Source organism: Arthrobacter sp. Ha26 (assembly GCF_059091705.1).
This window is the reverse complement of the sequence record NZ_JBNHGX010000001.1, coordinates 729,520-744,165: the sequence shown is the minus strand read 5'-3', so window position 1 is coordinate 744,165 and position 14,646 is coordinate 729,520. Positions and strand designations below refer to the sequence as shown.

At 64.1% G+C, this 14,646-nt stretch carries 11 protein-coding genes; 2 read left to right on the top strand and 9 right to left on the bottom strand.

Going from position 1 to position 14,646, the window contains the following annotated elements:
• Positions 1 to 60: 60 nt before the first annotated feature.
• From AC5RVY_RS03520 to AC5RVY_RS03505, 4 genes are all read right to left on the bottom strand, one after another.
• Positions 61 to 2,247: an alpha-galactosidase gene (locus AC5RVY_RS03520; RefSeq protein WP_493953304.1), complete on the bottom strand. Its 2,187-nt coding sequence runs from the start codon at positions 2,245 to 2,247 to the stop codon at positions 61 to 63.
• A gap of 151 nt (positions 2,248 to 2,398) precedes the next feature.
• Positions 2,399 to 3,739, bottom strand: coding sequence for an ABC transporter substrate-binding protein (locus AC5RVY_RS03515; RefSeq protein ID WP_493953303.1), 1,341 nt, complete (start codon positions 3,737 to 3,739; stop codon positions 2,399 to 2,401).
• Between the two features lie 45 nt (positions 3,740 to 3,784).
• The gene (locus AC5RVY_RS03510; protein ID WP_493953302.1) at positions 3,785 to 4,711 is read right to left on the bottom strand and encodes a carbohydrate ABC transporter permease; all 927 of its coding nucleotides are present in this window, start codon (positions 4,709 to 4,711) and stop codon (positions 3,785 to 3,787) included.
• Between the two features lie 9 nt (positions 4,712 to 4,720).
• On the bottom strand, positions 4,721 to 5,662 hold the full coding sequence (locus AC5RVY_RS03505) for a carbohydrate ABC transporter permease (RefSeq protein ID WP_493953301.1): 942 nt from the start codon (positions 5,660 to 5,662) through the stop codon (positions 4,721 to 4,723).
• 208 nt (positions 5,663 to 5,870) lie between these two features.
• Between AC5RVY_RS03505 and AC5RVY_RS03500 the strand changes: the two genes are divergently transcribed.
• A complete protein-coding gene (locus tag AC5RVY_RS03500) occupies positions 5,871 to 7,073 on the top strand; it encodes a Gfo/Idh/MocA family protein (RefSeq protein WP_493953300.1) in 1,203 nt (400 codons plus the stop codon).
• Positions 7,074 to 7,078: 5 nt separating this feature from the next.
• A complete protein-coding gene (locus tag AC5RVY_RS03495; RefSeq protein ID WP_493953299.1) occupies positions 7,079 to 8,107 on the top strand; it encodes a LacI family DNA-binding transcriptional regulator in 1,029 nt (342 codons plus the stop codon).
• Positions 8,108 to 8,175: 68 nt separating this feature from the next.
• On the opposite strand, the gene AC5RVY_RS03490 is transcribed toward AC5RVY_RS03495, so the two are convergent.
• The 5 genes from AC5RVY_RS03490 to acs all read right to left on the bottom strand — a co-directional run bounded on the left by AC5RVY_RS03490 (position 8,176) and on the right by acs (position 14,580).
• Entirely contained in the window at positions 8,176 to 8,964 is a 789-nt protein-coding gene (locus tag AC5RVY_RS03490; protein WP_493953298.1) for a DeoR/GlpR family DNA-binding transcription regulator, read from the bottom strand.
• 58 nt (positions 8,965 to 9,022) lie between these two features.
• The gene (locus tag AC5RVY_RS03485; protein WP_493953297.1) at positions 9,023 to 9,934 is read right to left on the bottom strand and encodes a carbohydrate ABC transporter permease; all 912 of its coding nucleotides are present in this window, start codon (positions 9,932 to 9,934) and stop codon (positions 9,023 to 9,025) included.
• A complete protein-coding gene (locus AC5RVY_RS03480) occupies positions 9,931 to 10,902 on the bottom strand; it encodes a carbohydrate ABC transporter permease (protein ID WP_493953296.1) in 972 nt (323 codons plus the stop codon). The genes AC5RVY_RS03485 and AC5RVY_RS03480 overlap by 4 nt, the downstream gene beginning before the upstream one ends.
• Positions 10,903 to 11,046: 144 nt before the next feature.
• Positions 11,047 to 12,357 (bottom strand): ABC transporter substrate-binding protein, encoded by a 1,311-nt coding sequence (locus tag AC5RVY_RS03475; protein WP_493953295.1) that lies wholly within the window; start codon positions 12,355 to 12,357, stop codon positions 11,047 to 11,049.
• Positions 12,358 to 12,561: 204 nt separating this feature from the next.
• On the bottom strand, positions 12,562 to 14,580 hold the full coding sequence (gene acs, locus AC5RVY_RS03470) for an acetate--CoA ligase (protein ID WP_493953294.1): 2,019 nt from the start codon (positions 14,578 to 14,580) through the stop codon (positions 12,562 to 12,564).
• Positions 14,581 to 14,646 lie beyond the last annotated feature (66 nt).

Sequence of the window (14,646 nt, the reverse complement as noted above, 5' to 3'; positions counted from 1 at the left end):
GGACGCATTTCTTACAGCCAAATGCCCCAGTGATTGAGCGGCCGCCCGGTTTCGACAGGCTTAACCACCGAGTGCGGTGAAGCGCAGCAGCAGCGCGTGCTCAGGGTTGAGGATGGGCATGGGCAGTCCCACCTCGGCAAGGAAGCGGCCGTTGGCCACGGCACCGTCCGCCAGCCAGGCCGGGGGCCGGACCTGGGTGAACGTGTGGCTGTAGTCGGCATCACCCGGGGCCGGGAAGATCGCTTCCACCCGGTAGTCACGGTCCTGCTCCAGGCCTGGGATGGCCACCTTGCCGGGCTGTTCGGCAAACGCCGTGCGCGTGCTGACCAAGGCGAACAGGGCCGCCGTCGTCCCGGTTTCCGGCATCCCGGGAGCTACGGCACCATGCAGCATCAGGGACTGGTCCGGAACGTCCGCTCGGATCATGCGGCCGCTGTGGATGAGGTCCCGGTGCTCCTTGTACAGGCCGATGAAACGCGTGAGTTCCTCCCGCTGGGCCCCCGTGACCTGCCGGACATCCCACTCCATGCCAAAGTGCCCAAAGAGCGCCGTGATGGCGCGGAAGGACAAGTCATGGGTGCGGGCCGTGGTGTGCGAGGTGGTGGGCCCGATGTGCCCGCCCACCAGCTCCGGCGGGACCACCAGGCCGGTCCAGCGCTGGATGTTCTGGCGCTCCAGGGCGTCGTTGCAGTCGGACGCCCAGATCCGGTCGGTGCGGTCCAGGATTCCGAGGTCCACACGGGCGCCGCCCGAGGAACAGCTTTCAATTTCGACGCCGGGGTGCGCCTTCTTGAGCTCGTCGAACAACCGGTAGGCGGCCAGGGTCTGTTGGTGCACGGAAGGCCGGCCGGCATGTCCATGTTCCAGCAGGTCACGGTTTTGGTCCCACTTCAGGTAGCTGATGTTGTTTTCCCGGAGCAGGGCGTCGATGCGGTCGAAGATGTATTGCCAGGCGTCGGGGTTGACCAGGTCAATGACGTGCTGGTTCCGCCATTCCAGCGGCAGCCGCCCGCCCTCCTTGTGGGACAGCGCGGCCGGGCCTACGATCCACTCCGGGTGTGCCCGGGCAACGTCGGAGTTGAGGTTGACCATTTCCGGCTCCACCCACAGGCCGAATTCCATGCCGCGTGAGGTGACGGCGTCAATCAGCGGGGCCAGCCCCTCAGGCCAGAGGGTCTCGTCCACGTACCAGTCGCCGAGGCCGGCGTGGTCGTCGCGGCGTCCGCGGAACCAGCCGTCATCGAGCACGAAACGTTCCACGCCCAGCTCTGCCGCTGAGTCAGCAAGTTCAATCAGTGTGGACAGGTTGTGGTCGAAGTAGACAGCTTCCCAGGTGTTCAACACCACCGGGCGTGGCTTGCCTCCGCCGGTGGCCGGCAGGACGTGGTGCGGGCGGGACCGGAACCAGCTGTAGAAGGCTTCGCTGATGCCGTCCAGGCCACTGTCCGAGTACGCGGCGAACAAGGCGGGGGTGGTGTATGTGCCCTGGGGCCCGAGGATCACCTCGGCCGGTCCCAGGAGTTCGGAGCCGCCGATCATGGTGCGGCCGTCGCCCAAGGTATCGGTGAACTGTTCGTGGTTCCCGCTCCAGGCCAGGTGCGTGGCCCAGACCTTGCCGTGGCGGTTGCCGAATCCGTGGGTGCCGGCGGCCAGCAGCAGGGAAGAGTCGTGTCCGGTGCGGCCGTGGCGGCCGGTGCGGACCCAGGTGCCCTGCTGGATGGCGCGCCGCTGCGGGTGGTTCTCCCGGCACCAGCGGCCGGTCAGGTCGAGGAGTTCGACGGCGTCCGGGGCCACCGGGAGGACGGTGGCCAGTTCGTCCAGCTGGTAAGGCGTGGTCCCTTCATTGGTGAGGGTGTGCCGCAGCTCCAGCAGGCCCCCGTCGTGCAGCGTCAGGGTCGACTCCACGCTGAGGCCCGCCTCGGCGTCCGCCTGGGTGATCATGGCGGTGGTGCCGTCGGCGCGCGCTGCCACCGTACGGAGCCGCGGGGAGAAGTCGAGTCCGGAGAGGCCGTCGGCAATCCGGTGCCCACGCAGGCCAGGCCGGCCCCGCCAACTGGAGGAAGCCTGGGGCAGGAGCCCGGCGGCAACGGTGGCGTCGACGGCGGAGTGGGGAACCGGTTCGCCGAGGATGGCGAGGTCCGGAAGGCTGCCGCCAAGATCAGCGCCCCAGTGGATGATCTCGGCCTCCCCGCTGCTGAAGCTGATCACCAGGCTGGTGCCGGCGGAACGGAGGTGGAGGGGGTCCATAGGATCTCTTTCGGTGCAAAGGGCGTGCGTCTAAGTTACGCACGGGAGGAAAGCAAGGGAAGGGGCGGCTGGATGCCGCCGCCGCGAGGAGGAGGAGGCGGCGGCATCCAGCACAGGTGGCTGCGACCACAAACGCAGCCACGATGGAGGCCTACTTGAACAGGGCGTTGACCTGCTCGTTGGCCTGGGTGAGGGAAGTCGCGGGGGCCTTGCCGGAGACCACTGCATCCATGGCGGGTTCCATGATGCCCTTGACTTTGGCGGTGTTGTCCGTGATGGGGTACAGGAAGGTGGTCTTGTTCTTGACGTGCTCGGTGAACGCGCTGACATCCACGCCCTTGGCCTGGAACGCTGCCGCAGCCTTGTCCGAGGATGCCTTGAGCGCCGGGAACACAACCGCCTTGGCGGCTACAACGTCCTGGCAGTCAGCGGAGGCGAGGTACTCGACCCACTTGATGGAGGCGTCCTTCTTCTTGGTACCGGCCCAGATGGAGTCCGCGAGGCCGTTGAACATTGACGCGCGCTCGCCTTCCGGCCCCACCGGGGTGGGAGCGATGCCCACCTCGATGCCCTTGTAGCCGGTGTACTGGCCGGTCATCCAGGAACCGTGGGCGTTGATTGCCGACTTGCCGGCGGCAAAGGTGTCGGCCATGCTGGCGCCCACCGTTGTCTCAAGCTTGGGCATGTAGCCCTTGTCCGCCAACCCGGCGAACCACGTCATGCTTTCCTGGAACTTGGGGTCGTCGTAGTTGTAGTGCGTGCCCCACGGATTCTTGTCCGTGTGGGACCATCCGGTGGTGTTGGTGAGGTAGCTCCACTCGGTCTGGCCGGAGGAGTCCCCACCCCCGTTCAGCCCCAGGCCGTAGACCTCAACGTTGTTCTTGTCGAAGCCGGCCTCGTCTCCGCGTTTGCCGCTCTTGTCCACGGTGAGGTGGGCGATGACCTGTTCGTAGGTGCCGCCATCTTCCGGGTTCCAGCTGAGGTCCTTCATCTGGTCCTCGGATACCCCTGCCCCGGCGAGCATTGCCTTGTTGTAGAAAAGGCCGATGGTGTCCCAGTCCTTGGGCAGGCCATAGCGCTTGCCGTCCTGGCCCACCCAGAGATCGGCCAGGCCCTCCTGGTAGGCGGTCAGGTCCAGATTGTCCTTCGTGACGGCGTCGTCGATGGCCAGCAATTGCTTGTTCTCTGCCAGTTCGCCGTAGCGGCCCAGGTGGTTGGTGAACACGTCCGGAGCGGTGCCGCCCACGAAGCCGTTGGTGAGGGTGCTCCAGTAGTCATCCCAGCCGCGCTGGGTGATCTTGACCTTGATGTCCGGGTTGGCCCTGGTGAAATCGTCGGCGCACTGCTGGTAGGCGGGAAGCTGGTTGGCGTCCCAGAGCCAGTAGCTGATCTCACCCTTGGCGGATTCGCTCGAGGAGGCGGATCCGCTGCATGCGGAGAGGGACAGTGCCACAGCTGCGGCGACGGCGACGGCGCCGAGGGATTTCTTCATGGTTCTACTTTCGGTTCGGGGTGGGGTGATAAGGGATGCGGGTGATTACTTGATGCCGGAGAAGCCGATGGAGTTGACGATTTTCTTGCCGAAGGCGGCGAAGAGGATCAGCACCGGCAGGGCCGAGATGAGGGTCGCGGCCATGAGGCCGGACCAGTCCGGTGCGCCCTGCGGAGACTGCGACTTGAAGACGCCCAGGCCAACCTGAAGCACGCGGACATCGTCCTGCGAGCCCACCAGCAGGGGCCAGAAGTATTCGTTCCACTGGCCGATGAAGGTGAGCAGGGCAAGTGTGGCGATGGGGGCTGCGGCATTGGGCAGGATGATCTGGAAGAAGATCCGGACGTGCTTGGCGCCGTCGAGCATTGCGGCTTCCTCCACCTCGCGGGACATGTTCAGGAAGAACTGCCGCAGGAAGAAGATGGCGAAGGGGGTCATAAAGAGGTAGGGCAGGACCATGCCGAGCATCGTGTTGAGCAGGTCCAGGTTCTTGATGAGGAGGAAATTGGGCAGTGCGGTGAAGATCGGCGGGACCAGCATGGTGCCCAGGAAGAGGCTGAAGACGGCGTTGCGGCCCTTCCAGCGCAGGCGGGCGAAGGCGTAGGCGGCCATCGCGCTGAAGAAGACTGCGCCTGCGGTGGTGATGGAGGAGAAAACGAGGGAGTTCCGCAGGTAGAGCCAAAAGTCGATTTGTGCTCCGGAGCCACCTTCGGCCACGGCTTCCGCGGCTGACTGGAGCCCGAAGACGCGTTTGAAGGCGCCGAAGCTGAACTCTGCGGGCAGCAGGCTGGTGGCGTTGGTGGCCAGCGCGTTGTTGGTGGACAATGCTGTGCGCAGTACCCAGAGGAAGGGCAGGACGGAGACGGCAATGGCGAGGGCCAGCAGGGTCCAGGCGGCAGCACGGCGCGGGTTGAATGTACGACGGCGGCGGGTTGCGGCCGGCAGGGGCGCGCGGCGGGCAGTGGTGGTCATGGGGACTCCTTAGTCCAGGTCCGATTCGTTGCCTTTGAGGAACTTCATCTGGATGAAGGCCACCAGGGCGAGGATGAGGAAGAGGATGACGGCGATGGCAGATCCGTAGCCGAAGTCAGACTCGGTGAAGGCGCGCTGGTAGATGTAGTACTGAATAACGCGCGTGGCGTTGACCGGGCCGCCCCCTGAGGTGACAGCAACGGTGTCGAAAACCTGGAAGGAGCCGATCACCGTCACCACGAGGACCAGGACCAGGACCGGGCGCAGCAGTGGAATGGTGATTTTGCGGAAGGTCTGGAACGCGGATGCGCCGTCCAGTTTCGCTACCTCGTACACGTGACCCGGGATGGCCTGCAGACCTGCGAAGATCAGCAGCGCGGTGTAGCCCATGTGCCGCCAGGTGTTGATCAGGGCCTGGGTAGGGATGGCCCAGGCTTCGCTGCCGAAGAACGCCACGCGGGGAAGCCCGCTCCATTCGATGAACTGGTTCACCACGCCGATCTGGTAGTCGAGCATCCAGAACCACAGCAGCGCGGCGATGACGTTGGACATCAGGTACGGCAGCAGCAGGGTGCCCCTGATGATGGTGGATTTGGCCACCTGGTGCATCAGGAGGGCCATGCCCAGGGCCAGCGCGGTTTGGAGGACGATGTTCAGGAATACGTACTGTCCCGTGACCGCCAACGAGTTCCAGAAAAGGGGATCCTTGACGATGGCGGTGTAGTTCTCCATGCCCACCCACTCCGGGTCTCCAAGGATGTTGTATTCGGTGAAGCTGAGGTACACGCCGCGGATGGTGGGCACAACGTAGAACACAATGAACCCGATCATGGCCGGGGCGATAAAAAGCAGTGCAATCTTGAGATCCCCGAACCGGCGGAGGCCGCCGCTGGGCCGCGGTTTGTCCGGGACAGGCGAAACGGATCGTGGGTGTTTGGCAAGGGTGGTCATCTTCGACCCTTTCCTGACTGTGACGGGGGGCAACAACTGGTTGCAATCTACACGAGTAGATTTGGAGTGGCAAGGATCAATCCACTGGGCAGTAATGCCGTCCCCTTTGTGCCCGGGCGAGCGTTGACTCGAGTAGATCAAGGTGGAACACTTGGCTTTATTTGATGGGCGCACTTACTCAGGCGTCCCCATACCGGAAAGGTAAACAATGACGTTTTCGATCGGCGTACTCGGTGCAGGGCAATTCGGCGGGCAGTTCGCGCACCTTTTCAACCTCCACCCCGGTGTCAGCGGTGTTTATGTGGTGGACGAGCGTCCTGAGCGTGCGGCCGAGGCGGTGGAGCGCTACAAGCTGGCCGGTTCCAAGGAAGATTTTGAAGAACTCCTCGCCTCAGATGTCGACGCGGTGGCGATCTTCACGCAGCGCTGGACCCACGGCCCGCTGGTGGAACAGGCCCTGCGCGCAGGCAAGCACGTGTACTCCGCCGTTCCAATGGCCATCTCCGAAGAAGAAATTGCGCGCATTATCGACGCCGTCCGCGAAACCGGGCTGGTGTACATGATGGGGGAGACCAGCTACTACAACCCCGCCACCGTCTACGCCCGCGAGCAACATGCTGCCGGCCGGTTCGGGCGCATCTTCTACTCGGAGGGCGACTACGTCCATGACATGGACCTGGGCTTTTACGACGCTTACCAGTACAGCGGCGGGGACCGGTGGAAAGAAACTGCCAGCTACCCGCCCATGCTCTACCCCACCCACGCCATCGGCGGCGTACTCGGCGCCGTCCCGGCGCACGCCGTCAGCGTCAGCTGCGTGGGGGTCAAGGATGACCGGAATGACGGCGTGTTCAACAAGGACGTCAGTATGTTCAGCAACGACTTTTCGAACGCGACCGCGCTCTTCGAACTGAACGACGGCGGCGTGATGCGCACTAACGAGATGCGCAGGGTTGGCTATCCGTCACACATCCGCGAGTCCCGGTTCCGGTTCTTCGGTACCGAGGCCAGCTTTGAACAGCTCGCGAAGGTCACCGTCTGGCAGGACAAGGTGAACGTCCACGACATTTCGGAACAGCTTGAAACGCGGCCCAGCATGTCCCTGGACGACCCGTCCCTGGCCAACGTTGCCCCTGAGCTGCGCGACGCCTTCGTCTCGGGGCTTGCGCCCGTCCATGACGCGGAGCGGCTGCCGGAAGAATTCCGCGGCGCGCCCAATGGACATGAAGGCAGCCACCACTTCCTGGTGGATGACTTCGCCACCGCCGTCAACACGGGGACCTTGCCGCCGGTCAATGCCTGGGTGGCGGCCCGCTTTACCCTGCCCGGAATCGTGGCCCATGAGTCAGCCCGGCAAAATGGCGCGCGGCTGCCCATCCGCGACTTCGGCGATGCGCCGGGCAACTGGTAGCTAGCATGTACTCCATGACCACTTCGGCAGTGCCGGCCCCGCGCGGCCCGGTGACACGCAAGGACGTCGCCCGGTTCGCCGGCGTCAGCACCGCCGTCGTGAGTTATGTGGTCAATGGCGGGCCCAAGAAAGTGGCACCCGCCACCGAAGCAAAAGTGCAGGATGCAATCCGCCGGCTCGGGTACCGCCCGAACGCTGCCGCCCGGGCCCTGAAACTGGGATCCAGCGAAACAATCGGGTTGGTGATCCCGGACAACAGCAACCCCTTCTTCTCCCTGCTGGCCCACGCCGTGGAAGATGCCGCCGCCGAATTGGGGTACGCCCTGGTGCTGACCAACTCGGACGGAAACCTGGCGAAGGAAATCCGGAACGTCCGCAACCTCGCTGCCCGCCAAGTGGACGGGGTGATCCTTTCCAGTGTTTTGATGGAACCTGGCCTGGCGGACCTTGAAGCGGCGGAGATACCGGTTGTCCTCCTGAACCACAGTGCGGATGCGCCCGGATTCAACAGCGTGGGCGTGGACCTGGTGTCGGGCGCAAAAGCAGCCGTTAGACACTTGATCGGCCATGGGCACACCACCATCGCCCTCGCCATGGGTACCAACACCGGCAACTACTATGACGGGCGTGAAGAGGGATGGCTGCAGGCCTTGGCCGAGGCCGGACTGCCGGAAGGCCCCATTGTCCGTACCCCCTTCACCCGCGAGGGCGGCTACGCCGCAGGCAAACGCCTCCTTGCCTCCGCGAGCCATCCGACAGCCATTTTTGCCACCTCCGACCTGCAGGCCGTGGGCATTCTTCGCGCACTCCACGAAGCTGGACGGTCCATTCCCCATGACATCGCCCTGGCATCCTTCGACGGTTCGGCCGAGGCGGAATACAGCTGGCCTCCCCTCACCACCGTGAAACAGCCGGCAAAAGCAATGGCTGAGGCCGCCGTCAGTGCCCTCATCGGCGCCCATCGCGGCCAGGAATCCGAACACCTTATCTTCCCGGCCGAGCTCCAGGTCCGGCAGTCCTGCGGCTGCCCCTAGGCCGGAAGCCCGCGTTCGGAAATCCCGGGTTCAGAAGCCCCTGGTCCAGAAGCTTCCAGTCCAGGCTCCTAGGCAGCAGCGAGCCGCAGCCTGCCCACCTTCTCCTGCAGCACGCGTTGTGCCTCCGAACCCAGCCCGGGATCACTAATTACCTCGTCCACGTCCTCCAGCGACGCAATGGAACTGATGCCCAGCACCCCCCACTTTGTGTGGTCCGCCAGCACCACCGTTTTCCGCGCTGCGGCCACAAAAGCCCGGTTGGTTTCCGCTTCAAGCAGGTTGGGTGTGGTGAAACCAGCCTGGGCGTCCATGCCGTGCACGCCCAGGAACAGGAGGTCCAGGTGCAGCTGTTTCAGGGCGCTGGTGGCAATTGGGCCCACCAGGGCGTCCGACGGCGTGCGCTGCCCGCCGATCAGGATCACCGTGGAGCTGTAGCGGGCCGGGCCGGTTGACGCGGCATGGTGGAACAGGTCGGCAATGCGCACCGAGTTGGTGACCACTGTGATCTGGGGGCCGTTGACCAGTTCCTTGGCCAGGGCCCACGTGGTGGTCCCGGCACTCAAGCCGACCGCCATTCCTTCCTGCACCAGCGCGGCCGCTTCAACTGCAATGGCCCGCTTCTCCGATGTCAGCTGCGTGGACTTCAGCTCGAAGCCTGGCTCGTGCGTGCTCGCATCGCCGGGGAGCTTGGCCCCGCCGTGGATCCGCTCCAGCTTCCCGCCGTCCTCCAGCAGCTCGATATCCCGGCGGACAGTCATCAGCGATACACCCAGTTGCTGGGCGAGGTCCGAGACGCGGACAACCCGTTCGCGCTGGACGGCATCCACGATTGCCTGGTGGCGTGCTGCGGGGAGCATGGGGTTCCTTTCGTGCTTCGGCCAGGGGAGCGCTGTCCCCGTCTCGTTCCATCATGGTCTACCCCTTGCTGGAACCAAGAGTCAGCCCCGCAACAAACTGCCGCTGCAGGAGCAGGTAGATCACCAGGGTGGGAATGACCGTGATGACGGCGCCGGCTGCGAGGAGGTTGTAGTTGCTCAGGAATTCGCCCTGAAGGTTGTTGATGGCCGTGGTGATCGGGAGGCGGTTGCCGCTCTGGATGAAGATCAGGGGCCAGAAGTAGTCGTTATAGATAAAGATGACCTGGAGCGTGCCGAGGGCGGCGAACGCCGGCCGGCACAGCGGCATGATGATTTCCCGGTACTGCCGCCAGATGCCGGCGCCGTCCACCAAGGCGGCCTCGGTGAGGTCCGCGGAGAGTGCCTTCATGTAGTTGGAGAGCACAAAGGTGCAGAATCCCATCTGGAAGGCGGTATTGACGGCGATCACCACAATGTAGGTGTTCAGCATGTTTCCTGAGTCGCTGAACGAATACGGCACCTCGAAGTGCTTGGCCATCTCGAATAGCGGAGCGGCCAGGACCTGCGGGGGCAGCAGGTTGCCGGCAGTGAACATGATGAGCAGCGTGATGTTGAACTTCCAGTTCACCCGGCTCACGGCGAAGGCCATGAGGGAAGCAAGGAACAGGGTGAGCAGCACGGCCGGAACAGTCAGGATGATGGAGTTGACGAAGTACGTGGCAAACCCGCCCTGGGTCCAGGCCTGGGCGAAATTGTCGAAGTTGAAGTCGCCGGCAAAGCTGAAATAACCGTACTGGTTCGTGGAGGCCACGGGACGGAGCGCTGTGTACAGCGACCAGCCAAGCGGTATCAGCCACATCACCGCCATGACCATCAGGAAGACATGTGTTCCGAAGTGGCGCTTGGGCCTGCTGCCGGACCGCAGTACCTGGGCGTCGATAGTGCCCGGGTGTGCTGTTGTGGTGCTCATGCTTGGTTCTCCTTGCCGAAGGTGCGGCTGAGGTAGAAGACGATGGGGACCAGCGAAATGACCAGCAGCACCACTGCCAGGGCCGAGCCAACGCCGATCACCTGGCCTTCGCCCACGAGGTTCTGGATGACCAGGGCGCTGAGCATTTCCAGGCCGTTGGTGCCGCGGTTGATGACATACACCACGTCAAAGGCGCGCAGAGATTCGATGATGGTGATGACCACGATGACGATGTTGATGGGGCGCATCGCCGGGAAGACCACACGGAAGAAGGTCTGCACTGCGCTGGCCCCGTCGATGGCCGCGGCCTCCTTCAGGCTCGGGTCCACGCCCTTCAGCCCGGCCAGGTACAGGAGCATGACATAACCGGCATGCCGCCAGGTCGCCGCGATCATGGCGGCCCAGATGTTCACGGAGGAGTCCCCGAACCAGTCAACGGCCTGCGGCGTTCCTGCAGTGCCCAGGAGGAAGTTCAGGAGCCCGTTGTCGCGCTGGTAGAAGAGCTGCCAGATGATGCCGATCAGGGCCAGAGACAACATCACCGGCGCGAAGAAGATGCTCTGGTAGATCTTGCTGCCGCGGATGTTCTGGTCCAGGAGGACGGCGAGCAACAGGCCCAGCGGTGTGGCAATCAGGGCAAGGAACAGGAGCCACAGCAGGTTGTGCTGCACGGCCGGCCAGAAGGGCGGATAGTCCTGGGAGATGTATTGATAGTTGTCAGCGCCGGCGGGGCGTATATCGCCCAGGTCCAGCCCGTTCCAGCGGGTGAAGCTAAGGCCCACAGACATCAGGGTCGGCAGCCAGACCAGGGCTAATTCGATCAGGGTGGGGATGCCCACCATCAGTGACAGGACCACCTTGTCCCGTCCGGACAGGCGCCGGACCCGTCCGCCTTTTGTCCGGGCGATACGGCCGCCCCCGGGTTCCCGCGCCTCGGGCGGGATCAGTTCTTGTGCGATGCTGCTCATGGAAATCTTCCCTTTGTTGGTGCTGACGCTGGAAGGGAACGACGACGGCGCGGGCGTGCCGCCGTCGTCGTTCCGTTCCTGGCTGGTCGCCTGTGAAACGGCGCGCAGGGCGGAAGCCAGGCCCCGGAACTGCTGCGGCTGGAATTATTGCGCTGCGTAGAGCGTCTTGGCCTGGGCTTCAAGATTCTTGACGTCCATCTTGCCGTCCTTGATGAAGCTCTGCAGGGCCGGGATCATCACGTTGTTGGCCATGGCCGGCAGGGCGTCGCGGTCGAAGAACTGGCTGATGTTCTTGGCGTCGGCAATGGTGTCTGCGCACTTCTTGTTGAGCGGGCTGAACTTGGATGTGTCCGTCCCCTTGGCGGTGGCGATGTTGGACGCATCCACGGCGGCGTAGGCGTCCTGGGCTTCGGCCGTGCCGAGGAACGCCATGAAGTCGCGCGCCGTCTTGTTTTCGCCGCCCTTCTTGGACAGCAGCAGGCCGTCGATGGGGGCTTCGACCGAGTCGCGGCCTTCCATGGCAATCTCCGGGAAGGGGAAGAAATCGATGTCTGCCAGAACCGCCGGGTCGGTGAACTGCTGCGTCACGAAGGAACCAAGCAGGTACATACCGGTCTTCTTGGCTTCCAGTGCCTTGGCGGCGTCCTGCCAGGTCTGGCCGAGGGCTGCAGGATCCTGGAAAGGAAGGAGCGCGGACCAGGTGTCAAAGACGGAGCTGACCTTTTGCTGGTCCCAGGATTCCTTGTGCGAGCACAGGTCCACGTGGAACTGGTAGCCGTTGAGCCGCATATTGATGTAGTCAAAGGTTCCCATGGCTGGCCAGCCGTCCTTGTCGGCGAAGCCGATGGGAATGATGCCGTCAGCCTGCATCTTGGTGGCGAGGGCCTTGAGTGCGTCAAAGGTCTCCGGCACCTCGTAGCCCTTCTCGGCCCAAAGGCTCTTCCGGTAGAAGAATCCCCACGGGTAGTTGTAGTTGGGGACGAAGTACATCTTGCCGTCGGGTCCGGTGGAGGCCTTCTTCAAGGCATCGGAGTAGTTGTCGCCGATGGTTTCCCAGACGTCATCGATGGGTGCGAGAAGGCCCTTGCCTGCGTAGTACTGCATGCGGTACCCGGCGAACCAGGTGAATGTATCGTCCGGGGAACCCTGCAGGTAGGAGTTGATCTTGTTCTGGAAATCGTTGTGCGGCACCACGTTGGTGGTGACTTTCTTGCCCGTCTTGGCGGTGAAGGCATCGGTGACCGCCTGGTATGCCCGCTTGGGGACGTCGTCGGAGGATCCGGATCCGAAGGTCAGGCCGGGGGAGTCGGAACCCGTAGCGGAGGGTGCACTTCCGCCGGTGCAGGCTGCGAGGAACGGGATGCCGGCCAGGCCTGCCGCGCCCACGCCGACGGTCTTGAGGATGCTCCGCCTGCTCGGAAAAGCAGTTGCGGATGCATCAAACTGTGAAGCCATGTTCTCTCCCTTGAAAAATAGCCGCGTGTGAGGCACCTCACACGCTTACGACTATAACCTCGCAAAACAGAACATGGAAGCACGGGAAGTAACATTTTGAGCAACGATTTTTTTGAATCGTCACAACGCAGAATGGCCCCGTTTCCCCGTGATGACGGGGTAACGGGGCCATTCTGCAGCGTAGAAGCAGATACTAAGCCACTGTTACTTTCTGAGCGACTGCGCGATCTGCTGCATGATGGTCGGGTCCGAGAGGGTGGTGGCGTCGCCGGGGTCGCGGCCTTCGGCTACGTCCTTGAGCAGGCGGCGCATGATTTTGCCGGAGCGGGTTTTGGGCAGTTCGGGGACCACCAGGATGTTCTTTGGTTTGGCGATGGGGCCGATTTCCTTGCCCACGTGGTTGCGGAGTTCCTGCACGATGTCATCGCCGGAATCAATGGCGTCACCGCGGAGGATGACGAACGCGACGACGGCCTGCCCGGTGGTTTCGTCCGTGGCTCCGACCACGGCGGCTTCTGCGACGGCGGGGTGGGAGACCAGGGCGGATTCGATTTCGGTGGTGGAGAGGCGGTGGCCGGAGACGTTCATGACGTCATCCACCCGGCCCAGGAGCCAGATGTCGCCGTCCTCGTCCTTCTTCGCGCCGTCCCCGGCGAAGTACATGTTCTCAAAGCGGGACCAGTAGGTGTCCTTGTACCGTTCCGGGTCGCCCCAGATGCCGCGGAGCATGGCGGGCCAGGGCTCGCGGATCACCAGGAACCCGCCGTGGCCGTTGGGCACCGATCCGCCCATCTCGTCCACCACGTCCACCGCGATGCCCGGCAGGGGGACCTGGGCGGAGCCGGGCTTGGCGGCCGTGACGCCGGGGAGCGGTGCGATCATCTGCGCGCCGGTTTCGGTCTGCCACCAGGTATCCACGATGGGGGTCTTGTCCCCGCCGATGACGTTCCGGTACCACATCCAGGCCTCGGGGTTGATCGGTTCGCCCACGGAACCGAGCACGCGGAGGGAGGACAGGTCGTACTTGTCCGGGATCTCCCGGCCCCACTTCATGAAAGTCCGGATCGCCGTGGGGGCGGTGTAGAGGATGGAGACCTTGTACTTCTCCACGATTTCCCACCAGCGGCCTTGGTGCGGGGAGTCGGGGGTTCCTTCGTACATCACCTGGGTGGCGCCGTTGAGGAGCGGGGCGTAGGTGACGTAGGAGTGGCCGGTGACCCAGCCGACGTCGGCCGTGCACCAGTACACGTCGGTCTCCGGGTGCAGATCGAAGACGGCCTTGTGCGTGTAGGCGTTCTGGGTGAGGTACCCGCCGGTGGTGTGCAGGATGCCCTTGGGCTTGCCGGTGGTGCCGGAGGTGTACAGGATGAACAGCGGGTGCTCGGAATCATGCCCCACCGCGGTGTGCTCTGCGGAAGCGGCCTCCACGGTGTCCGCCCACCAGTGGTCCCGGCCCTCGGTCCAGTCCACGTCCTGGCCGTTGCGCTTGACCACCACGACGTTCTGTACGCTGTGGCCATCGTTCGCGAGGGCCTCATCCACCGCGCTCTTGAGTGCGCTGGGCTTGCCGCGGCGGTACGTCCCGTCCGCGGTGACCACCAGCTTGGCCTCGGCATCCTCGATCCTCGAGCGCAGCGCGTCCGCGGAGAACCCGCCGAACACCACCGAATGCACTGCCCCGATCCGGGCGCAGGCCAGGAGCGTGATGACCGCCTCGGGAATCATCGGCAGGTACACCGCCACCCGGTCACCCTTCACCACGCCGAGGGACTCGAAAGCATTTGCCGCCTTCTTCACCTCTTCGGTCAGCTGGGCGTAGGTGTAGGTACGGGTGTCGCCCGGTTCGCCCTCGAAGTAGATGGCCACGCGGTCGCCCCGGCCGGCTTCCACATGCCGGTCCAGCGCGTTGTAGGCGGCGTTGACTTCCCCGCCCACGAACCATTTGGCGAATGGCGGGTTGGACCAGTCCAGCGCCTGGTCAAAGTCCTTGCTCCAGGTCAGCAGCTCCCGCGCCTGCTTGGCCCAGAAAGCGGGACGGTCAGCAGCAGCCTCCTCGTATTCAGATGCCTTGACCACAGCGTCAGCGGCGAACTCGGGAGAGGGCGGAAACGTCCGGGTCTCGTGCAGCAGGTTTTCAAAGGCATCCCCCTGCTGGCCGGGCTGACCGCTGTGCCCGGAGCCGGTGGAAGCGGTGGCCGTGGAGCTTGAAGTGTCCTGGGACATGTGAACCTCATCATTCATCGATCTTTGCTGCGGAGGCATCCGCCGCCGGCCGGGCTCCGCCGCCTG